Source organism: Pantoea sp. C8B4 (assembly GCF_051336905.1).
Classification (GTDB): domain Bacteria; phylum Pseudomonadota; class Gammaproteobacteria; order Enterobacterales; family Enterobacteriaceae; genus Pantoea; species Pantoea rwandensis_B.
On sequence record NZ_JBGMNK010000004.1, the window covers coordinates 292,910 to 313,019 of the forward strand.

Below are 20,110 nucleotides of genomic sequence, written 5' to 3' on the forward strand. Positions count from 1 at the left end.
TGACGAGTACTGCTTTACAGCGTGGCTATCCACGCCAGCAACGCGCTGCCATGGCTATCCCACAATAATTTGGCGCTCATCACGGCGGATACAGTCACCACCATCGGGCGGATCAGCTTCTGACCCCGGCTCAGCACCAGTCTGGCGCCGATACGCGCACCCACGAATGCGCCAATCAACATGATCACGCCTGTGCCCCACACCACCTTTCCGCCGAACATAAAGAACAGCAGACTGCCGAAATTGGAGGTGAAATTTAGGACTTTGGCGTGGGCGGTGGCCTTGGCAAGATTGAAGCCACACAGCGTCACAAACGCCAATGCATAGAATGAACCGGCACCCGGACCAAAAAAGCCGTCGTAAAAACCGACGCAACCACCGCCGACCAGCGCAAAAGCGATCCCCTGCAGGCGATGTTCACGATCCGACTCGCCCAGCCGCGGCATCAGCAGGAACCATAAACCGATGCTGATCAGCAGGAGCGGCAGAATTTGTCGCAGCACCTCCGCCTGAATATGCTGAATCAAAACCGTGCCACAGACTGCGCCGATAAAGGTCATGGCAATGTTCAGTCGCTGTTCACGCAGTTTCACCGCGCCACGACGCACAAAATAGAGGCTGGCAGAGAAAGATCCGCCTACCGACTGCAACTTATTGGTGGCTAAAGCCTGAGCAGGAGAGAGTCCCGCAGCGAGTAATGAAGGAACGGTGAGTAAGCCACCACCGCCGGCGATGGAGTCGATAAACGCTGCCAGCACCGCAACCAGAAACAACACGCCCAGCAACAGTGGGCTAACAACAAAGAGGTCCATTTTTTTCTCGTAAAGTTAACCCGACCGTTCTTATTGCAGGCTGGGCATCCGTGCTCTCTCCTGGTCTCACACACATCCGTGCGTGGGAGAGAGAACGTTGCCAATGCTCCTGCAACAGGATGCATCAAGGCTAGAGTAAATGACGATCTAATAGTGCCTGACAGGAGGGTGGCAACGGCGGCGGCGTTTTCTTCACAGGCGGCGTGCTACCCGGTTTTTTCGGCAGGAACCAACTGTCTAACTCTGCGCCACAACCATCACCCGGCGGCGGTGCTGCCTGATCTTCGCACTCCAGACTGCCTGCCGGACAGCGCAGACGCACGTGCATGTGGGCACGATGGGCAAACCACGGGCGCACTTTATTCAGCCATGCACGATCGCTTCCGGCATCCGCACAAAGCTGCTTTTTAATCGCCGGATTGACGAAGATGCGCGTCACTTCATTATCTTTCGCCGCCAGCTTGATCAGGCTGTCAATCTGCGGCTGCCAATGACGCGCAATCACTTGCTTATCATCCGGTGTCACCAAATCCAGCGGCTGTGGCTTCAGCAGCTGTTGCGCCGTCCAGCGATTTTGCGGCAGCTGCAACCAGATATCGACATCCAACCCGGTTTGATGGCTGGCATGCCCACTGCTGAAGCGCCCGCCGGCCGCCATGCCCATATCACCAATCAACACTTGCCCCAGCTGCAATTGATGCACCTGGGTACTAAGACGTTGAATAAAAGCAATCAGATCGGGATGGCCGTAATAACGCCGCTGATCCTGGCGCATGACCTGATAGTTAGGTGAATTGAGAGGCAGTTGCTGTGCGCCGACAATACAGCCGTTGGCAAACCCGCCAATCGACTGTGGGCTACCAGCAATCGGCTGATGAATTTGCTGCCAGGGTGTGGCAGCAAAGGCAGCCGCACTGCACAACAGCGCGGCAACGATAGTGAGCAGGCGGCGCATCAGTGGCTTACCAGCGCGGAACGCTGCTGTTGACGTCACCGTTCTGCGCACGCTGACGCAGCAGGTGATCCATCAACACAATCGCCATCATCGCTTCGGCAATGGGCACCGCACGAATGCCCACGCAAGGATCGTGGCGACCTTTAGTTATCATCTCCACTTCTTCGCCCTCACGCGTGATGGTTTTACCCGGCACGGTGATGCTGGAAGTGGGTTTCATTGCCAGATTCGCACTGATGGTCTGGCCGCTGCTGATGCCACCCAAAATGCCACCCGCGTGGTTGCTCTGGAAACCGTCAGCACGAATCTCATCGCGATGCTGGCTACCGCGCTGGTTAATCACCGCGAAACCGTCACCGATTTCCACGCCTTTTACCGCGTTGATGCTCATCAACGCATGAGCCAAATCGGCATCCAGACGATCAAATACCGGCTCGCCCAGTCCCGATGGCACGTTTTCCGCCATCACCGTGACTTTGGCACCGATCGAGTCACCCTCTTTCTTTAGGCCGCGCATCAGTTCGTCCAGCGCATCCAGCTTCGAGGCATCCGGGCAGAAGAACGGGTTCTCTTCAACGATGCTCCAGTCTTTCAGCTCGCAGGCCACATCACCAATCTGTGCCAGATAGCCACGCACCTGAATACCGTGCTTCATTTGCAGATATTTTTTGGCAATCGCACCCGCAGCCACGCGCATCGCGGTTTCGCGCGCTGAGGAGCGCCCACCACCGCGATAATCGCGCAGACCATATTTTTGCTCGTAGGTGTAATCCGCATGGCCGGGGCGGAACAGATCTTTGATTGCGCCGTAATCTTGCGAACGCTGGTCAGTATTTTCAATCAGCAGGCCGATAGAGGTGCCCGTGGTGACGCCCTCAAACACGCCGGACAAAATTTTCACCTGATCCGGTTCGCGGCGCTGTGTGGTGTAGCGCGACGTCCCCGGGCGGCGGCGATCGAGATCGTGTTGAATATCCGCTTCCGTGAGCGGAATGCCTGGCGGCACACCATCAACGATGCAGCCCAGCGCAATACCATGCGACTCGCCAAAGGTGGTCACGCGAAAAACTTGTCCAATGCTGTTACCGGCCATTGTGGTTCCTTGTTGCGATGTTGCGGGCGATGTTTCGCCCCATTTTTTTAGTCTTTGTAGAAGGAGAAGTGATGCTGAGCCGCGACGATCTGCTCGCGCGTCAGCATAAACACACCGTCACCGCCGTTATTGAACTCCAGCCAGGTAAACGGCACATCCGGGTACTGATCCATCATATGCACCATGCTGTTGCCCACTTCGCAAATCAGCACGCCCTGCTCGCTCAGATAATCCGGCGCACAGGCGAGAATTCGGCGCACCAGCTTCAGACCATCACTGCCTGCTGCCAGGCCCAGTTCCGGTTCATGGCGATATTCATTCGGCAGATCGTCCATATCTTCCGCATCCACGTACGGTGGATTGGTGACGATCAGATCGTATTTCACCTGCGGCAGGCCGCGGAACAAATCGGCGCGAATGGGCGTAACGTGATGGATAAGGCCATGTTCTTCAATATTTTGCTCAGCCACCGCCAGTGCATCCGTGGAGATATCCACCGCGTCGACTTCCGCTTCCGGGAAGGCGTAAGCGCATGCAATCGCGATGCAGCCGCTGCCGGTACACATGTCGAGAATGTGATGCGGTTGTTCACCTATCAGTCCGGCAAAGCGGTTTTCAATCAGCTCGCCAATCGGTGAACGTGGCACTAACACGCGTTCATCGACATAGAACTCGTGACCACAGAACCAGGCTTTATGGGTGAGATAGGCCACCGGAATGCGCTCGTTTACGCGACGAATCACACGTTCAACAATGCGGTGACGCTCGCTGGCCGTCAGGCGCGCATTGCGCATATCTTCGGGGATATCCAGCGGCAGCCAGAGCGTAGGCAGAACCAGTTGGACTGCTTCGTCCCAGGGATTATCCGTGCCGTGGCCGTACCAAATGCCTGCCGCCGAAAAACGGCTGACAGCCCAGCGCAGCATATCCTGAATGGTGTGCAGTTCACTCACTGCCTCATCGACGAAAATCTTGTCCACGTAGCCCTCCGCAGGCCTTAAAATCAATCGGCCGATAGTGTGCCACGAAGCCGGGCAGAATTCAGCGCAGCAAGGCGAAAAAGCTGACATTTGTTAACGCTAAGCGTTAAGGTATGCCACCGGCTGTTAACCAGCCCTTTAACCCTATTTTGAGCCATGAGTAAGAAGACGCCCCTAAACCAGGACGATCAGGCGCTGTTTCGTGAGTTGATGAGCGGAACGCGTAAGCTGAAACAAGACACTATCGTGCACAAACCGGTAGTGAAAACCCGCGAAGTCCCGCTGAAAAGACTGCTTTCCGAGCAAGCCGATAACAGTCACTACTTCTCAGATGAGTTTCAGCCTTTGCTCTCCAGCGAGGGACCGATGCGTTATGTGCGCGCGGATGTCAGTCATTACGAGCTGAAGAAATTGCGACGCGGCGATTACACGCCGGAAATTTTTCTCGATCTTCATGGTTTAAGACAGCAGCAAGCCAAACAGGAGCTGGGGGCGCTCATTGCCGCCTGCCGCCGTGAACACCTGTTTTGTGCCAGCGTGATGACCGGGCACGGCAAGCATATCCTCAAGCAGCAAACACCGCTGTGGCTGGCGCAACATCCGCACGTCATGGCATTTCATCAGGCACCGAAGCTGTTTGGCGGTGATGCCGCTCTGCTGGTGTTGATTGAAGTTGAAGAGTGGCAACCGCCGGAACTGCCTTAACCCTTAAAAAGGAAAGGGCCGCAGAAGGCGGCCCATAGAGATCTCACGCACGGCGAGTTTACATTGCTTTAGCCAGTTTTGACGGGCTGACCTGCCACTCCAGTTTGCCTTCACAGGCCTCTGCATCAAAATTCACGCAGGCAATTGCCGACGTAGCAAACATCGGAGGCGCTTCCTGCGGGCAGAGCTCTGAAACCAGATAGCCCACCAGCGGCAGATGCGAAATCACTAAAGCTGATTTAACCCCCTGCTGCGCCAGCGCCTGCAGATAGCAGGCCACCATACCCGGATCGCCACCCGGCGTCAGCTCTGGCAGCACATCCTGCCCTTCTGGCAGCTTCAGTGCCTCGCGTACCGTGGCGAGCGTCTGCTCTGCACGAAGATAAGGGCTGACTAATACCCTTTCAATATCCAGCGCCTGGCCGTTTAGCCAGCTCGCCATCTGGCGCGATTCGTCACAGCCACAGATTGTGAGTGGGCGTACTGAATCACTCGCTGCTTCCAGAGCTGCATCGCCATGACGCATGATAAAAACTTGCATAAAGCACCGCTGTTGTTTGTCGATATCGTCGGGTACCACAGCACCAGACGCTTCATTCTGCGAATGAACGCTGTGTTTTACCCCAATGGCTTCAGTATAGTCAACCGGTTGTTTATTAAATAAGCACATCTCAGAATGGTGCCGCACCACCTTCTTCATGGCACCATAACTAACCCGCTGAATCTGTGCGCCTATTCAAATTTGTGCAGAAGTGTAAAAATTCGTTTGCGCTTCTGACATTGCCATTAAAGCGTCACAGGGCGCGAAACGATCGCCATGTTGCTGCATTAATGCACGTAATGTATTGACGATTTCGCTGACGCCGCGTTGATCCATATAGCGGAACGGCCCGCCAAGAAAAGGCGGGAAGCCGATGCCAAATACCGCCGCGATATCACCATCCCGAGCATTGCGCACCACGGACTCGTCCAGACAGCGTGCAGCCTCATTCAGCATCATCATCACGCAGCGTTGTGCAATCTGTTCTTCGCTCTGCTTTGCCTGCGGCTTGACGTTAATCAGGCTATAAATTGAGTCATCGACTTTGCGTTTTCCCGGCCAGCGAGCCGCGTTGTAAAGGTAAAATCCTTTCTGGTTTTTACGCCCTTTGCGGCCATCGGCCAGGATGGCATTCACCGCATCGGGTGCGCTGAAACGCTCGCCATAAGCCTGCAGCAAAATCGGACTGATTTTGCTGCCGACATCAATGCCAACTTCATCCAGTAACTGTAACGGCCCGACCGGAAAACCGAACTTCACTAATGCACGATCGATATGGTCCACCGGCTCCCCTTCCAGCAAGCAGCGCATGGCTTCATTTATATAGGGCGCGAGGATGCGATTGACGTAAAAACCGGGTTTATCGGCCACTACCACCGCTGTTTTACCCTGCTGGCGCGCTAGCTGAACCGTGGTCGCGAGCGTTTCTGCCGACGTACCCACATGCGGAATCACTTCCACCAGCGGCATTTTGTCCACCGGACTGAAATAGTGCAGGCCAATGACATTCTCGGGACGCTGCGCGTTGACGGCAATATCACCAATCGGTAACGAGGAGGTGTTGGAAGCAAAGATGGTATGCGGCTGGCAATGACTTTCGATATCCGCCACCATCTGCTGCTTCAGGGTTAAATCCTCAAATACCGCCTCAATCACCAAATCGCGCTGGCTGAACCCCTGATAATCGATACCGCCGCTGATACGCGCCATCTGCTGCTGACGCTCAGCCGGTTTAAGCTGACGCCGTTTCACTTTTTGGCTCAGCAGGTCCCAGCTATATTGCAATGCGTGGTTCACACCATTGAGATTGACGTCTTTAATCCTTACTGGCAAACCGGCTTTCAGCGCCGTCACGCTGGCAATGCCACCGCCCATTAATCCGCCACCGAGCACGCCAATGTGTTGCAATCTGCGCGGTTCAACCTCGGCCACGGCTTCTTTCTTCATCGCGGTCGATGCAAAAAACAGACTGCGTAGCGCCGCAGATTCCGGTGTCATCGCCAGCTGGCCAAAGGCACGCGCTTCCGCTGCATGCCCGGCATCGCTGCCCTGCTCCAGACCCGTGCGCACCACCTGCAGAATGCGATCCGCCGCAGGGTAATTGCCCTGGGTTTTGCTGTCGGTTTGACGTTTTGCCATCGCGAATAACAGCGAGCGTGCCAGTGGTGCCTGCATCAGGCGGTCACGACGTGACAGCTCACGGCGAATGATCTTTCCTTTATGCACACGTGCAATCGCCGTTTCCAGCAAGATGGATTGTGGCACCGCATCGTCAACGACACCCAGTTTCAGGGCCTGTTTAGCACGCAGCTGTTTACCACTCAGGATCAGCGGTAGCGCTTGCGGCACACCAATCAGTTTTGGCAGGCGCTGCGTCCCGCCTGAGCCAGGTAACAGACCCAACTGCACTTCCGGCAGGCCTAACCGGGTTTTATCATCCAGCGTGCAGATACGCGCGCTACAAGCCAGCGCCAACTCCAGCCCGCCGCCAAGACAGGCACCGTGGATTGCCGCAACCACCGGGAAGGGCAATGCCGCTATCTGCGCCATCACCTCTTGCCCCTGTCGCGCCAGGGCTTCCGCTTCTTCTGCCGTCTGACAATCCGCGATCATGCTGATATCTGCACCGGCAACAAAGTTATCGCTTTTGCCAGAGATCAACACCAATCCCGCCAATCTGGGATTGCTGCGCGCTTCAGCCAGCACCGCTTTTATTTGTGGGACAAACTCCTCTTTTAACGTGTTCATCTTTTCGCCCGGCACGTCGATGGTGATGATGCCGACATGATCGAGGCGCATATGTAAATGGAATGCAGATGCACTCATTATTCGGCCTCCAGAACCATTGCACTGCCTAACCCGCCTGCTGCACAGGCGGTTACCAAGCCCAATCCCCCGCCGCGCCGCCGCAGTTCATGCAACGTTTGGGTGATCATGCGCGCGCCAGTGGCAGCAAACGGATGGCCGTAAGCAATGGAGCCGCCGAGCACATTGAAACGTTCTTCATTGACTTCACCCAAGGCATGCGGGCGATTCAGCACCTCGCGCGCAAAACGCTCATCGCGGAACATTTTCAGGTTCGCCAGCGTCTGCGCAGCAAAGGCTTCGTGCATATCGATCAACGTGAGGTCATTGAGCGTGATACCCGCGCGATCCAGCGCCAGCGGCGAGGCGTAAGCAGGACCCAGCAACATGTCCTGCCAGACATCAATCGCGGTAAACGCGTAGCTGCGCAGATAGCCGATCGGGGTAATCCCCAGCTCACGTGCGCGGCCTTCACGCATCAAAATCACTGCGGCGGCGCCATCCGTTAGCGGTGTGCTGTTGGCTGCCGTGACAGAACCGTGGTGGCGATCAAAAGCTGGTCGCAGCCTGGCGTAATCGCTGGCGCTGGCGTTAAAGCGAATGTTGTTATCCTGCTCGATCGGTGCTTTCCATGGCGGTACAAAGGCAGTCATCACTTCCTGCGCCAGCACGCCTGATTGCCAGGCACGCGCTGCATGCTGATGTGAGCGCAACGCCAGGGTGTCTTGCTGCTCACGCGTGATGCCATGGGTTTTCGCCATCTGCTCGGCGGTATCCCCCATACGCAACCCCGTGGAATACTCCGCCACCGCAGGAGGCACCGGTAGCAAATCACGGGGGCGCAGGCGGCGTAGGATTTGCAGCTTTTTGCTAAAGGTTCGCGCTTTGTTGAGATCGACCAGCGCGCGCGCCAGCGTTTTACTGACGCCAATGGGCAGTACCGATGAGGAGTCTGCGCCACCGGCAATACCTGCATCAATGGTGCCCGCCATCAGGCTTTCCGCCACATTCGCCACCGCCTGAAAACTGGTGGCACAGGCACGACTGACACTGTAAGCATCGGTGTGAACGCTCAATCCGCTGCTCAGCACGATTTCGCGCGCAATATTAGGCGCTTCCGGCATCTGTACCACCTGGCCGAATACCAGCTGGTCAATAACGTCTACCGGTAACTCGCTGCGTGCCATCAGTTCTGACACCACCATGCGCCCCAACTCCAGCGCGGAAATGCCATGAAAATCACTCGCCTGACGAGCGAAAGGCGTGCGTAATCCATGGGTTATGGCGATACGTTCGCCCTGACGCGTCAGCAGCGGCTGCGCTTTGCTCATTGCACTCACCTGTAATTTACGACCGTAGCATCATTGCCAAACAGGTCTGACCTGATCATCAGTGTTAACCAGGTGTTGCTAAGTCGCCAATAACAGAAGAAAAAAAGTGCGAGGGAAGACACGAAAAAGAGAAAACGCTGCCGGAAGGGCTTCCGGCAGCGACAGGATTAGCGTAAGCCGAGTTGAAAAATGAGGGTCTCAGCCTGGCAGGCAAAAGTGAAATCAACATCCAGGCGTATGCCTGGCGCTTCTTCAACGAACTCGGCTTGAATCACGCAAGGCTCGGATTCAACCTGACGCGCTTTGTCCGTCAGGTGCTTCAGCATCGCTTCGGCCGCATGACGATCGGCAAAAGCGCCAGACCAGCTCGCCGTGCAATCGGTATTGTCCATTACGGTGCCAACATCTACGCAGCAGCAAGCCGCCGTTTCCGTGGCACTGCATTTTTTAATGGCATCAGTCATTGTTTTCTCCTGACGATAAATCGACACAATCGGATCATTTTCTGACACAAAGTGTACGCCCCACGCGGCCTGGCTTCTATCTCTCAGCGGCTAAGTGACGAATATCACACTAAAAATTGATCCAGAACAAATTTGACCGCTATGCTAGATGGGCATCGACAAGATTTTGTTAAGCAGATCTGATTTTATCGATCAAATCGGAAATATTTAAAAAACATTATTGCAACAAATACACAGGTCAGACCTATACTCGTCGCACTGGTCTGATATGTGCCTTTGTCATCAGTCCCTACAATCCGCCGTCCTTTGTTACGCGACGTAACAACGTTTAATAATAAATCTAGATGAGGTTGTGGTCATGAACCATAAGAACCTGTTTGCAAAGTCAGCTGTGGCAGCTGCAGTGGCGCTTATTTCTTCCCAAGTTTACGCCGCAGGCTTTCAACTTAATGAATTCTCAGCAATTGGTTTAGGTCGTGCTTATTCGGGTGAAGGTGCGATGGGCGATACTGCCGCATCTGCCAGTCGTAACCCGGCGACCATGGCATTGATGGATCGCCCTTCTTTCTCCATCGGTACCGTTTATATTGATCCGGAAGTTGATATCAGCGGCCAGAGCCCAACCGGCAACAGCCTGAATGCGAAAAACATCGCACCGAATCAGTGGATCCCTAACCTCCATTATGTCCATCCGATTAACGATCAGTGGTGGGTAGGCGCATCCGTCACCTCTAACTATGGTCTGGCGACAGAGTTCAATGACGGTTACACCGCTGGCGGCTACGGTGGTAAAACCGACCTGATGACAGGTAACTTTAACCTTAGCACGGCTTATCGTTTGAATGAGCACTTCAGCTTTGGTGTTGGCTTTGATGCGGTTTACGCTAAAGCAAAAATCGAACGTTATGCGGGTGAAGCAGGCGCTCGCGTCGGCATGCCAGCTGATACTCAGGTTGCCCACCTGAAAGGTGATGAATGGGGCTACGGCTGGAACGCCGGTATCCTGTATGAAGTGGATAAAAACAATCGCTTCGGCTTCACCTATCGTTCAGAAGTAAAAATCGACTTTGACGGCGATTATAAGAGCAGCATTCCAACCGCTTACAACGGTACACCGCAGGCGATTGCCTTAGGACTGCCATATGGCACCAGCGGCCAAACCATTCCGGGTTCACTCACGCTGAACCTGCCAGAGATGTGGGAAGTGTCGGGCTGGCATAAAGTGGCACCACAGTGGGCCGTACACTACAGCCTGACCTACACCAGCTGGAGCCAGTTCCAGGAACTGAAGGCCACGGGCAGCAACGGCCAGACGCTGTTCTATAAGGATGAAGGCTTTAAAGATGCCTATCGCATCGCGCTGGGTACCACTTACTTCTACGACGATAACTGGACCTTCCGTACCGGTATCGCATTTGATGACAGCCCGGTTCCCGCTGACAAACGCTCGATCTCAATTCCGGATCAGGACCGTCTGTGGTTGAGCGCCGGTGCTTCTTACGCCTTCAACGAAAATGCGTCAGTCGACCTTGGTATCTCTTACATGCACGGCCAGAAAGTCACCGTGAAAGAAGGCCCTTATACCTTTAACTCCGAGGGTAAAGCCTGGCTGTACGGCGCGAACTTTAACTACAAGTTCTGATGCTGCCTACAGTGTGAAAAACGGCGACAGAGATGTCGCCGTTTTTTATTGCGTTATCCTTTTGCTGGTGCCAGATCTTTCACATCCGCTGGGTTCTCCGCCATTTGCAGATGCAATCGCCGATGACGGTAAGGCGAGTGTTGCTTCACCACTTCCATGTTCAGCTCCACGCCTAACCCCGGTTCAGTAGAAGGAATGATGTAACCCTCTTCCCATTGAATCGGTTGTTTAAGGATGGCCGCATGGAAGCCATCCCAGGTTCCAATGCTCTCCTGGATAAGGAAGTTGGGCGTACAGGCTGCCAGTTGAATACTGGCAGCGGCACCAATCGGACCATTGTAGAGGTGCGGTGCAATCTGCGCGTAGTGCACTTCTGCCAGCGCAGCAATCTTCTTCGCTTCCAGTAATCCACCGACGCGCGCCACATTCATCTGTATGATACTGGCCGCTCCAGCCTGCAGCAGTTGGTGGAATTCGTATTTGGTGGTGAGGCGCTCACCTGCCGCAATGGGAATGGAAGTGTGCCGCGCAACATCGCCCATCGCCTCGGGTTGTCCTGGCGGGACAGGTTCTTCAAACCACAGCGGGTCGAACTTTTCCAGCCGCTTAGCCAGGCGAATGGCAGATGAAGGCACCATCTGCCCATGCGTGCCAAATAATAGATCGGCTTTGCTGCCCACTGCTTCGCGAATGCGCTTACAGAACAGCTCACAACGATCCAGCACTTCCAGCGAAAGCTGATGACCGGAGTAGGCAGTGTAAGGTCCGGCAGGATCAAACTTCACGGCGGTGAAGCCTTTCCTCACATTCTCGGCGGCGCACTCCGCCGCCAGATCTGGATCGTCATAGTCATATTCTCCTTGCGCATTGGTGGGATAAAGATAGGTGTAGGAGCGTAAACGTGGCTGAACCAGACCACCAAGCAGTTGATACACCGGTTTGTTCGCCGCCTTACCGATAATATCCCAGCAGGCCATCTCAAGACCGCTCACCACGCCCATCATGGTGAGATCGGGCCTTTGGGTGAAACCACTTGAGTAGGTTTGGCGAAACAGCCGTTCTGTGTGATGCGGATCCTGATCTAACAGATAGCGTTCAAACACGTCCTGAATGATCGGCACCATGGCATCCGGGTGAAACGTTGCAGCATAAATTTCTCCAACGCCCTCGATGCCGTCATCGGTCTTCAACTTCACAAACAGCCAGTACATGCCACCCAAATGCGGTGGAGGGACGGCAACCACATGGGTTTCCATTGAGATAACTTTCATCAGGCTTCCTCTTTGATTTTAAAACGAACGTGTAAACGCCAGGCACCAAAAGCGCCGCATAGCGTGATAAAAACGATGTAGGCAAAGAAAAAACGGTATCCCGTCGCGCCAGGAAAATGCTGTGTGAGATAGCCGCTGAGCAGTGGAAGATAGATATCGGGCGAGTAGCCAATGACGGAAACTAAGCCAATGGCTAAGCCGGTACAGTGAGGTGGGATATCGCAGCGATCGAGTAATGCCCAGTAAAGCCCGCGCACGGCATAGGCGAACATCCCCACCAACAGCACAAATGCAATTAACGCCCCATGCGGAATGCCCGATGGCAGTAAAATCAGCCCTGTGACGCCTAAAGCACCGCAAATCAGCACGCCACAAAGTACGCCAGCACGCGAGATTTTATCCGCCAGCCAGCCACCACCAATGCCCCCAATCGGGCGCATCCACATTTTCCCTGCGGTAATAAATGCGGCCAGTGCCGCAGTGACACCATAATCAGATGTTCTTAAATACGCAGAGAAATTGTACGTTGACCAAAACAACTGGTAACCGCAGAACACCACGCTGGCGAGGAGCCAAAGATTAGGCTTGCCCGCGATGGTTTTAAAATCCTGCCACAGATTTCCCTGGCGAGTGGCTGCACGCGGCTGAGAGTGCGTCACGGAAGGATCGCGGATAAATGCCAGGACGATGGCTAAAACCACGCAAAGTGTGGCGTACATCAGGATCACATGGCGGAAGCCTGTTTGCTCCAACCCCTGAGAAGCGTACCAGCCAAACAAAGCCACCGCGACCGTGGCAAGAGAAGCTTCGACCATGCCACGCCCGCCATCCAGTATGCCGAAAAACCTTCCGCGCTCATTAGACTGAGCAATGGCGCCCACACGCTTGATGACAGCGGACCAGAAGGTTAATCCTGTGGTGAGTCCCCAGCAGGCGAAGATCAACAGTAATAGCGGGAAAGGCGGTTGGCTGGCATAAAGTAAACCCAAGAGTCCGGTTGTGAAAAGGGAGAAACAGATCAGGATGCGCGGGGCAATGCGATCCGCCAGCCAACCACTGGGTAAATAACTCAATACAAATACGGTGCCAAGCATCGAGTAGAGCTGGCCAAGTTGCAGATCGTTGATGCCGAAATAGGCGATCAATGTCGGCTGATAATATTGGCGTAGATAGAGAAGTGGATAGATCGTCCCTGCCGCCAGAACCACTAGCATCAGCTGGAACCAGCGCTGGCCCACACTGAGTGTCATCTGAGCGCTTTCATGCTCGGGTATTGCCGTTTTCGTTGCGGTAGAAGTGCTGTCCGTCATGGCGATTCCTTGCTGAAGAAATGAAATAAAACACTGTTTTAATTCACTCTACGTTAGCGAGCAGGAAAATGATCAGCCAGTGGTATTGTTCACTTTGTTAAGTAATTGTGACATTAAACGTACTAAACAAAGGGAATTGGAATAGGGCCAAAAATTACTGTGAAGCGATTCTAACTATGACTAATTAATCACAACTTAATACTAATTCGCTAAAAAAATGGCGACACTTAAGGTCGCCATTTCAGGTCTGTCATGTTTGGCATTACTGTGAATCGATGTCCTTCAAGTCATCCTGAATCGCACTGGCGTTCGGATTCTCTTCCGGTTTTAACTTCCCGCCGTTGGCGAGGAAATCATTACGCTGGAAGTAGGCGTTGCGGATAAACGCATACGGATCCTGCTGCTGTTTCAGGATGGCATCGGAATCCAACAACTGTGCACGTGTTTCCACACCTTCCAGTGTCCATTTACCAATCGACATCGGCCAGGTCAGCCAACTCAGCACCGGATAAAGCGTATCGACATAGTCGCCGCCATCCTGACGCACCGTGAAGCTGCCATAACCCGGCAGAACCACATAAGGACCATAGCCCACCCCATAACGACCCAGAGTACTCCCGAAGTGGTGCGGAACTTCTCGCGCCAGTTCAGGATTCGCTTTGCCCGCCACATCGATAAATCCGCCCAAGCCCAATACGGTATTGAGGAAGAAACGCGTGAAGTGGATTCCTGCCTGGCGCGGTTCACCCACCAGAATCGAGTTCAGCATGCTGGCAGGTTCATCCAGGTTGCCGAGGAAGTTGCTCATGCCACTGCGCGCAGGCACCGGCACATAGTCACGCCAGGCAACCGCCACCGGGCGCACCACATAAGGATCCAGCACGTTCATGTTGAAATTAAACATCGTGCGGTTAAAGCCTTCGAGCGGATCGCTACGCTGCGCAGGCTGCGTTGGATCGGCCGGTTTGGAACTGGCACATCCCACCAGCAGCAAGCTGGCCAGCGCCAGACCGGTCAGGCGGTTATTCATTCTTATCTCCCTGTGCGGTTGAATAATGTATCGCTTCAGGGCTGCTGTTGATTAATCTCCACAGCCAGTTGCTGATGACCATCCCAGGGGGTGATCGCGCTTAAGCCAAACCAGTCTCCCGACTGAGGATTGGCGCTACCATCGCGCGAAATACGCACCCTGACCTGCACCTGATGCTGCGCCGAAAGCAGGCGATCGGGCATCATGGCGTTGCTGTCATCCAGCGTGAGCGATAACGGGAAATGGCTCAGCGGTAAACGCTTCACAGCCACAGGCACCGGTGAAACACCGTCAGACACAGAAATATACAACACTCCGCCTTGCGGTAACATTTTTTCTGCCTGCGAGGTTAAACTCACCGTCAATGCCAGGTGACTATTTTGCTGTCCCGCATCAGTTTTCGCTTGTTCAATGCTGCGCTCTATCATGGTAATGCGCTTGTCACCCGCGGGCAGAAGCTTCAGCATCACCTGCCAGGCGCCAATCGCTTGATCATATTGCTGCTGCTCAAAAGCATTAAATGCCAACAAGCTCAGGGTGCGCACGTTGCTATGGTCGCGTTTTAGCAGATCTTTCAGCATCACATTGGCCTGGCGGTTGTCCTGCGGATCGGTGGAGCGCGTCAGGACTTCGGCATAATCCTGCTGCAGTTCCAGATTATCAGGTGCCAGTTGCAATGCGCGCTGGAAGGCCTGGCTGGCATTGGTCGCGTTATTCAGCACCATGCCAAGGCGGCCCAGCATCGTCCAGTCATTGAGGTTTTGCGGATCGTCTTGCAATGAGGTGCGCAACCCTAATTGTAGGCGAGCCAACTCTTCCATGGTTAAGGGCGCCGCTTTGGGATCCATCACACGGGCACGCAACTGAGGGTACTCCTGCTGTACGCTAACCCAACCGGCCAGTTGCGCCAGTCCACCGGTCTTCAGGTAAAAGCCAACCGACACCAGCAACAATACAATCAAACCCGGCAATAGCACCCAACGGCTACTGTGATGGATGCGAGCCGCGTGCTCGTTTGGCACATCGGTGAGCAGCGTTTGTTGCAGTTCACGTACCATCTCGGGACGCTCTGCAACCACGCCTTCCTCTTCATCGCGTTCGAGTTCGCGCAGGCGCTGCTGGTAAAAATCGGTATTCAGGCGATCGCGATCGCCGCTGCTGGCTTCACGTTGACGCCAGCCCGCGCGAAGAAACAGCGCCGAGGCTGCCACCAGCAAAATAATCAGGGTAATCCAGAATCCAGTCATTACGGCTTCCCGTCACGCTTAAGAATCGCCGCAAGGCGTTGTTGTTCATCGTCATCAAGATCGCTACGGGTTTTCCCCCGGCGATTGCGCAGAATAATAATCAAGCCGCCCAGCACCACAAACAGCGCCGGCCCCACCCACAAAATCAGCGTTGAAGGGGTAACCGGGGGTTCATAAGTGACGAAGTTGCCGTAGCGCGCCACCATGTAATCGATGATCTGCTGGCGACTTTGGCCCTGCTTCATCAGCTCATACACTTTCAGACGCATGTCTGCGGCAATCATCGCATTGGAGTCGGCAATGCTGTTGTTCTGACACTTAGGGCAACGCAGTGAACCGGTGAGATCGCGGTACTGCTCTTCCTGCTGTACCGAATCGAACTGGTAAGTATCAATGGCAGCCCATAGGCTGGTGCTGAGCAGAATGCCCGCTATTAACAGAAGCAGCCGTTTCACGCACCGGCCCCCTTGCTGTATTTATCCCACAGCGGTTTCACTTCTTCGTTCCACACGCGGTCATTCATATCCCCCGCATGGCGATAACGAATAATGCCGTGGCCGTCGATCAGGAAGGTTTCCGGCGCACCGTACACGCCGAGATCCAGACCTAACATGCCGTCACCGTCATACAGGCTCAGCGCGTACGGGTTGCCCAGGGTGTTCAGCCAGGTGACCGCTTTGGTGCGATCATCTTTGTAGTTCAGCCCGACGACGCGAATGCCCTTCTCGGCCAGCGTGTTGAGATACTGATGCTCAGCACGGCATGTCGGGCACCAGGTGGCCCAGACATTGAGCAGGATCGGCTTGCCATCGGTCAGAACCTGCTGATCGTAGATTTTGCCCGGCTTATCGAGCGCTTCCAATTTGAAAACCGGTACCGGCTTACCAATCAGCGCCGACTCCAGACGCGTGGGATCATCACCATTAGCGTTGCGAGACAGCTGCCACAACAGCGCGGCCGCCAGCAGCAGAAACAGCACTAACGGGATGAACAAGATTTTCTTACTCATGCCAGCTCCTCCTGCTGCGCTTTTTTGCGCGAACGATAACGCGGGTCCAGCAGGCACAATAGGCCGCCGACCGCCATAAACACACCGCCGAACCAAATCCAGCGCACGAACGGTTTGTAATAGATGCGCACCGCCCATGAACCGTCATCCAGCTCTTCGCCCAATGCCGCGTAGAGATCGCGAGTGAAACCACCGCTGATTGCCGCTTCGGTCATCATGGTGCGAGCTGCAGTATAGAACCGCTTTTCAGCATGCAGTACCGCTTCAAATTTTCCGTCACGCGTCACATCGATAATGGCAACACCGCCGCTGTAGTTCGGCCCCTGTAAGTTGTGTACGTCGCGGAAAATGAAGTGATAGTTGTGGATATCCACGGCATCGCCCGATTTCATGCGCACATCACGCTCGACGCTGTACTGCGTGCTAAAAGCGATACCCACCACCGTTACGGCAACGCCTAAATGACCCAGCACCATGCCCCAATGGCTGCGGGTTAAATGACGCAGACCTTTGAAGAAACTGTGGCGATGGGTCGCGCGCTCGTGCAGTTCCATCAGCGTCAGCAGAATCACCCAGATCGCCATCAACAGGCCAATCACCGTCATCGCTTCAATGCGATCCTGCAGCAGCCATGGCAGCGCGATCGATAAGATCAGTGTGACCAGCAAGCCGACGCCAAGACGTTTCCACAGTTTCTGCGGTTCATCGCGACGCCAGCGCACCAGTGGCCCAATGCCGAGCATCAGGGCGAACGGTGCCATCAGCCAGGTAAACATGGTGTTGAAGAACGGTTCGCCGACAGAAATACTGCCCAGTCCCAGCTGCTTATGGACTAACGGCAACAGCGTGCCCAGCAGCACCACCAGCATGGCCGCAATTAACAGAACGTTATTACCCAACAGGAAGGATTCGCGTGACCAGGCTTCGCTCTGCACGCGGCTGCGCACCTTGCCACCTTTGATGGCATAAAGCAGCAGCGAGCTACCAATCACGATCACCAGGAAGGCGAGAATGAACATGCCGCGCGCCGGGTCGGAAGCAAACGAGTGCACTGACACCAGCACGCCTGAGCGCACCAGGAAAGTGCCCAGCAGGCTTAATGAGAATGCCGTGATCGCCAGCAGCACCGTCCAGGATTTGAAGCTACCCCGTTTTTCTGTCACCGCCAGTGAATGCATCAACGCCGTACCGGCCAGCCAAGGCATGAACGAAGCATTCTCGACCGGATCCCAGAACCACCAGCCGCCCCAGCCCAGTTCGTAATAGGCCCACGCCGAACCGAGCACGATGCCAATGGTCAGGAAAACCCAGGCTGCGGTGGTCCACGGGCGTGACCAGCGCGCCCATGCGGTATCGAGACGCCCTGCCATCAATGACGCAATAGCAAACGCAAATGCCACTGAGAAACCGACATAACCCATGTAGAGCAGGGGCGGATGGAATATCAGCCCGATATCCTGCAGCATCGGATTGAGGTCGCTGCCATCAACCGGGAAGTTCGGCAGGGTACGAGTAAACGGATTCGAGGTGAGCGTAATAAACAGCAGGAAGCCGAGATTGATCATCCCCATGACTGACAACACACGCGCCAGTGCATCCTGCGGCATACCGCGACTGAAAATTGCGACAGCTACCGTCCAGGTGCTGAGCAACAGCACCCACAGCAGCAGTGAACCTTCATGCGCGCCCCAGGTGGCCGCGATGCGATAGTAAACCGGCAGCAGGGTGTTGGAGTTGGTGGCAACATAGGCCACGCTGAAATCGTTAACGATAAACGCATGTACCAGCACCACGAAGGCGGCAACGATACAGGCGAACATGCCCCATGCCAGTGGACGTGCCATCGCCATCAAACGTGCATCCTGACGGGTTGCGCCCCACAACGGATAAATACTTAATAGCAGCGCGAGTCCCAGCGCCAGGCAAAGCAGAAAGCTGCCAATTTCCGGCATCATGATTGAGCACCTGCCTGCTGATAAGTCGCTGCAGGTCCTGTGTGGTTTTTCTTCATCGCATCTTCAATTTCTGGCGGGGTGTATTTTTCGTCATGTTTTGCCAGCACTTCTTTGGCATTGACCAGGTTGCCGCTTTCCAGCACGCCTTGCGCTACCACGCCCTGCCCTTCACGGAACAGGTCCGGCAAGATGCCTTCGTAACTTACGCTGATCACGCCGTTGGCGTCATACAACTTGAAAGAGACAGCCAGCGTTTTGGGGTCGCGTTTTACGCTGCCAGGCATCACCATGCCGCCGACGCGCAGACGTTGCCCGGTTTCCGGCATCTGATGCGCTTCGCCTTTGCCGTACAGAATTTCACTCGGGGTGTAAAACAGGTCAATGTTGGAACGCAGCGCGTACATCACCAGCGATGTGGCCAGGCCTAAGCCGACCAAAATCGCCACCACCACATACAGGCGGTTACGACGACGGATATTCACACGGTTTCTCCTGCTGCTTCACTGGCAGCTTTTTTCGACTTGGCCGCGCGAATGCGGCGCTCCCTGGATTGACGCTGGCGAATTTCTGCCAGCAAACGGCGGCGGAACAACAGGGTATGCAGCACCAGACCGAATAAAGGAATTAACGTGAGGATGACGGCGAGCCAGACATAGAAGGCATAGCCACCCATGGCGAAGAAGTCGCTCCATGATGAGAAAGCCGGTGTCATGCTTTGCGCCCTCCCTGAGCCACATCGATCGCCCATGGACGATGGCGCTCGCTGAACAAAATCAGGTTACGCAGGCGCATCAGCGTCAGCGCGCCAAACACCAGCAGATAACCGAGAATGGCCCAGCGCAGCGGCGTCCGCATGCTCGGCGCAATCGCCTGCTGCAAAATGCCAGACGATCCCTGATGCAGGGTGTTCCACCACTGCACCGAGAAGTGGATGATGGGCAAGTTAACCACGCCCACCAGAATCAGGATGCCTGCAGCGCGACCGGCGGTGCGACGATCCTCAAACGAGTGATAGAGCGCAATCACCCCCATATAGATGAACAGCAGCACCAGCTCCGAGGTTAGGCGGGCATCCCAAATCCACCAGGTGCCCCACATCGGTTTGCCCCAGGCAGAACCGGTGACCAGCGCGATAAAAGTAAATACTGCGCCAATCGGCGCCATCGCTGCGGAGACCAGATCTGCCATCTTCATCTGCCACACCAGGCCGATGAACGCGGCAATCGCCATGGAGGCGTAAACACCCATGGACCACATCGCCGCAGGCACGTGAATGTACATAATTCGGAAGCTGTTGCCCTGCTGATAATCGGCCGGTGCAAAGCCAAAGCCCCATACCCAGCCAAGTAGCAGCGTGGCGACGCCCAGCACTGCGAACCAGGGAATTAAGCGACCGCATAGCTGGTAAAGCCGCTCAGGCTTCGCCCACTGGTGTAACCATTTCCACATTTGCATAGCTCA

General features: G+C 55.0%; 20 protein-coding genes. 2 read left to right on the top strand and 18 right to left on the bottom strand.

From position 1 onward, the window contains the following. Positions 1–14 precede the first annotated feature (14 nt). The 4 genes from ACCW76_RS07645 to prmB form a co-directional block, all read right to left on the bottom strand. Positions 15–812: a sulfite exporter TauE/SafE family protein gene (locus ACCW76_RS07645; RefSeq protein ID WP_160869171.1), complete on the bottom strand. Its 798-nt coding sequence runs from the start codon at positions 810–812 to the stop codon at positions 15–17. A gap of 130 nt (positions 813–942) precedes the next feature. Then, positions 943–1,767, bottom strand: a complete 825-nt coding sequence (gene mepA, locus ACCW76_RS07650; RefSeq protein ID WP_436338196.1) for a penicillin-insensitive murein endopeptidase — start codon at positions 1,765–1,767, stop codon at positions 943–945. 7 nt (positions 1,768–1,774) lie between these two features. Further along, positions 1,775–2,860 carry a chorismate synthase gene (aroC, locus tag ACCW76_RS07655; RefSeq protein WP_436338197.1) on the bottom strand — a complete coding sequence of 362 codons (1,086 nt, stop codon included), beginning with the start codon at positions 2,858–2,860 and terminating at the stop codon, positions 1,775–1,777. A gap of 47 nt (positions 2,861–2,907) precedes the next feature. Further along, on the bottom strand, positions 2,908–3,840 hold the full coding sequence (gene prmB, locus ACCW76_RS07660; RefSeq protein ID WP_045813673.1) for a 50S ribosomal protein L3 N(5)-glutamine methyltransferase: 933 nt from the start codon (positions 3,838–3,840) through the stop codon (positions 2,908–2,910). 156 nt (positions 3,841–3,996) lie between these two features. Here prmB and smrB point away from each other — a divergent pair, with 156 nt between their 5' ends. Beyond that, a complete protein-coding gene (gene smrB, locus ACCW76_RS07665; RefSeq protein WP_034825165.1) occupies positions 3,997–4,545 on the top strand; it encodes an endonuclease SmrB in 549 nt (182 codons plus the stop codon). A 58-nt stretch (positions 4,546–4,603) separates the two neighbouring features. Here smrB and sixA read toward each other — a convergent pair whose 3' ends face one another. From sixA to ACCW76_RS07685, 4 genes are all read right to left on the bottom strand, one after another. Then, positions 4,604–5,086: a phosphohistidine phosphatase SixA gene (gene sixA, locus ACCW76_RS07670; RefSeq protein WP_038649978.1), complete on the bottom strand. Its 483-nt coding sequence runs from the start codon at positions 5,084–5,086 to the stop codon at positions 4,604–4,606. A 195-nt stretch (positions 5,087–5,281) separates the two neighbouring features. After that, positions 5,282–7,411: a fatty acid oxidation complex subunit alpha FadJ gene (gene fadJ / locus ACCW76_RS07675; RefSeq protein ID WP_436338198.1), complete on the bottom strand. Its 2,130-nt coding sequence runs from the start codon at positions 7,409–7,411 to the stop codon at positions 5,282–5,284. Continuing rightward, entirely contained in the window at positions 7,411–8,721 is a 1,311-nt protein-coding gene (fadI, locus tag ACCW76_RS07680; RefSeq protein WP_038645655.1) for an acetyl-CoA C-acyltransferase FadI, read from the bottom strand. The genes fadJ and fadI overlap by 1 nt, the downstream gene beginning before the upstream one ends. A 167-nt stretch (positions 8,722–8,888) precedes the next feature. Further along, positions 8,889–9,185: a YfcZ/YiiS family protein gene (locus ACCW76_RS07685; protein ID WP_436338199.1), complete on the bottom strand. Its 297-nt coding sequence runs from the start codon at positions 9,183–9,185 to the stop codon at positions 8,889–8,891. A gap of 358 nt (positions 9,186–9,543) precedes the next feature. On the opposite strand from ACCW76_RS07685, the gene fadL reads away from it, so the two are divergent. Then, entirely contained in the window at positions 9,544–10,827 is a 1,284-nt protein-coding gene (gene fadL, locus ACCW76_RS07690) for a long-chain fatty acid transporter FadL (protein WP_034825171.1), read from the top strand. A gap of 53 nt (positions 10,828–10,880) precedes the next feature. Here fadL and ACCW76_RS07695 read toward each other — a convergent pair whose 3' ends face one another. From ACCW76_RS07695 to ACCW76_RS07740, 10 genes are all read right to left on the bottom strand, one after another. Continuing rightward, entirely contained in the window at positions 10,881–12,098 is a 1,218-nt protein-coding gene (locus tag ACCW76_RS07695; protein ID WP_436338200.1) for a mandelate racemase/muconate lactonizing enzyme family protein, read from the bottom strand. Then, on the bottom strand, positions 12,098–13,408 hold the full coding sequence (locus ACCW76_RS07700; protein ID WP_436338201.1) for an MFS transporter: 1,311 nt from the start codon (positions 13,406–13,408) through the stop codon (positions 12,098–12,100). Before ACCW76_RS07700 ends, ACCW76_RS07695 begins: the two co-directional genes overlap by 1 nt. Before the next feature lie 262 nt (positions 13,409–13,670). Continuing rightward, positions 13,671–14,438, bottom strand: a complete 768-nt coding sequence (gene mlaA, locus ACCW76_RS07705) for a phospholipid-binding lipoprotein MlaA (protein ID WP_045813678.1) — start codon at positions 14,436–14,438, stop codon at positions 13,671–13,673. Between the two features lie 35 nt (positions 14,439–14,473). After that, complete coding sequence (gene ccmI / locus ACCW76_RS07710; protein WP_436338203.1) at positions 14,474–15,685, bottom strand: c-type cytochrome biogenesis protein CcmI; 1,212 nt, start codon at positions 15,683–15,685, stop codon at positions 14,474–14,476. Then, the gene (locus ACCW76_RS07715) at positions 15,685–16,140 is read right to left on the bottom strand and encodes a cytochrome c-type biogenesis protein (protein WP_034825179.1); all 456 of its coding nucleotides are present in this window, start codon (positions 16,138–16,140) and stop codon (positions 15,685–15,687) included. Before ACCW76_RS07715 ends, ccmI begins: the two co-directional genes overlap by 1 nt. Then, positions 16,137–16,694: a DsbE family thiol:disulfide interchange protein gene (locus ACCW76_RS07720; RefSeq protein WP_038645648.1), complete on the bottom strand. Its 558-nt coding sequence runs from the start codon at positions 16,692–16,694 to the stop codon at positions 16,137–16,139. Before ACCW76_RS07720 ends, ACCW76_RS07715 begins: the two co-directional genes overlap by 4 nt. Then, on the bottom strand, positions 16,691–18,649 hold the full coding sequence (locus ACCW76_RS07725) for a heme lyase CcmF/NrfE family subunit (protein ID WP_436338204.1): 1,959 nt from the start codon (positions 18,647–18,649) through the stop codon (positions 16,691–16,693). Before ACCW76_RS07725 ends, ACCW76_RS07720 begins: the two co-directional genes overlap by 4 nt. Continuing rightward, positions 18,646–19,131 (bottom strand): cytochrome c maturation protein CcmE, encoded by a 486-nt coding sequence (ccmE, locus tag ACCW76_RS07730; protein WP_034825185.1) that lies wholly within the window; start codon positions 19,129–19,131, stop codon positions 18,646–18,648. Before ccmE ends, ACCW76_RS07725 begins: the two co-directional genes overlap by 4 nt. Continuing rightward, positions 19,128–19,361, bottom strand: a complete 234-nt coding sequence (ccmD, locus tag ACCW76_RS07735; RefSeq protein ID WP_034825187.1) for a heme exporter protein CcmD — start codon at positions 19,359–19,361, stop codon at positions 19,128–19,130. The genes ccmE and ccmD overlap by 4 nt, the downstream gene beginning before the upstream one ends. Further along, on the bottom strand, positions 19,358–20,098 hold the full coding sequence (locus ACCW76_RS07740; RefSeq protein ID WP_034825278.1) for a heme ABC transporter permease: 741 nt from the start codon (positions 20,096–20,098) through the stop codon (positions 19,358–19,360). Before ACCW76_RS07740 ends, ccmD begins: the two co-directional genes overlap by 4 nt. Positions 20,099–20,110: the final 12 nt, after the last annotated feature.

Bases quoted from the DNA above. Each gene is read 5' to 3' on its own strand.
- ACCW76_RS07725 (WP_436338204.1), bottom strand. From the start codon at position 18,649: ATGATGCCGGAAATTGGCAGCTTTCTGCTTTGCCTGGCGCTGGGACTC.
- fadI (WP_038645655.1), bottom strand. From the start codon at position 8,721: ATGAGCAAAGCGCAGCCGCTGCTGACGCGTCAGGGCGAACGTATCGCC.
- ACCW76_RS07700 (WP_436338201.1), bottom strand. From the start codon at position 13,408: ATGACGGACAGCACTTCTACCGCAACGAAAACGGCAATACCCGAGCAT.
- mepA (WP_436338196.1), bottom strand. From the start codon at position 1,767: ATGCGCCGCCTGCTCACTATCGTTGCCGCGCTGTTGTGCAGTGCGGCT.
- fadJ (WP_436338198.1), bottom strand. From the start codon at position 7,411: ATGAGTGCATCTGCATTCCATTTACATATGCGCCTCGATCATGTCGGC.
- smrB (WP_034825165.1), top strand. From the start codon at position 3,997: ATGAGTAAGAAGACGCCCCTAAACCAGGACGATCAGGCGCTGTTTCGT.
- mlaA (WP_045813678.1), bottom strand. From the start codon at position 14,438: ATGAATAACCGCCTGACCGGTCTGGCGCTGGCCAGCTTGCTGCTGGTG.
- ACCW76_RS07645 (WP_160869171.1), bottom strand. From the start codon at position 812: ATGGACCTCTTTGTTGTTAGCCCACTGTTGCTGGGCGTGTTGTTTCTG.
- fadL (WP_034825171.1), top strand. From the start codon at position 9,544: ATGAACCATAAGAACCTGTTTGCAAAGTCAGCTGTGGCAGCTGCAGTG.
- ACCW76_RS07720 (WP_038645648.1), bottom strand. From the start codon at position 16,694: ATGAGTAAGAAAATCTTGTTCATCCCGTTAGTGCTGTTTCTGCTGCTG.
- ACCW76_RS07695 (WP_436338200.1), bottom strand. From the start codon at position 12,098: ATGAAAGTTATCTCAATGGAAACCCATGTGGTTGCCGTCCCTCCACCG.
- aroC (WP_436338197.1), bottom strand. From the start codon at position 2,860: ATGGCCGGTAACAGCATTGGACAAGTTTTTCGCGTGACCACCTTTGGC.
- ACCW76_RS07685 (WP_436338199.1), bottom strand. From the start codon at position 9,185: ATGACTGATGCCATTAAAAAATGCAGTGCCACGGAAACGGCGGCTTGC.
- ccmD (WP_034825187.1), bottom strand. From the start codon at position 19,361: ATGACACCGGCTTTCTCATCATGGAGCGACTTCTTCGCCATGGGTGGC.
- ACCW76_RS07740 (WP_034825278.1), bottom strand. From the start codon at position 20,098: ATGTGGAAATGGTTACACCAGTGGGCGAAGCCTGAGCGGCTTTACCAG.
- ccmI (WP_436338203.1), bottom strand. From the start codon at position 15,685: ATGACTGGATTCTGGATTACCCTGATTATTTTGCTGGTGGCAGCCTCG.
- sixA (WP_038649978.1), bottom strand. From the start codon at position 5,086: ATGCAAGTTTTTATCATGCGTCATGGCGATGCAGCTCTGGAAGCAGCG.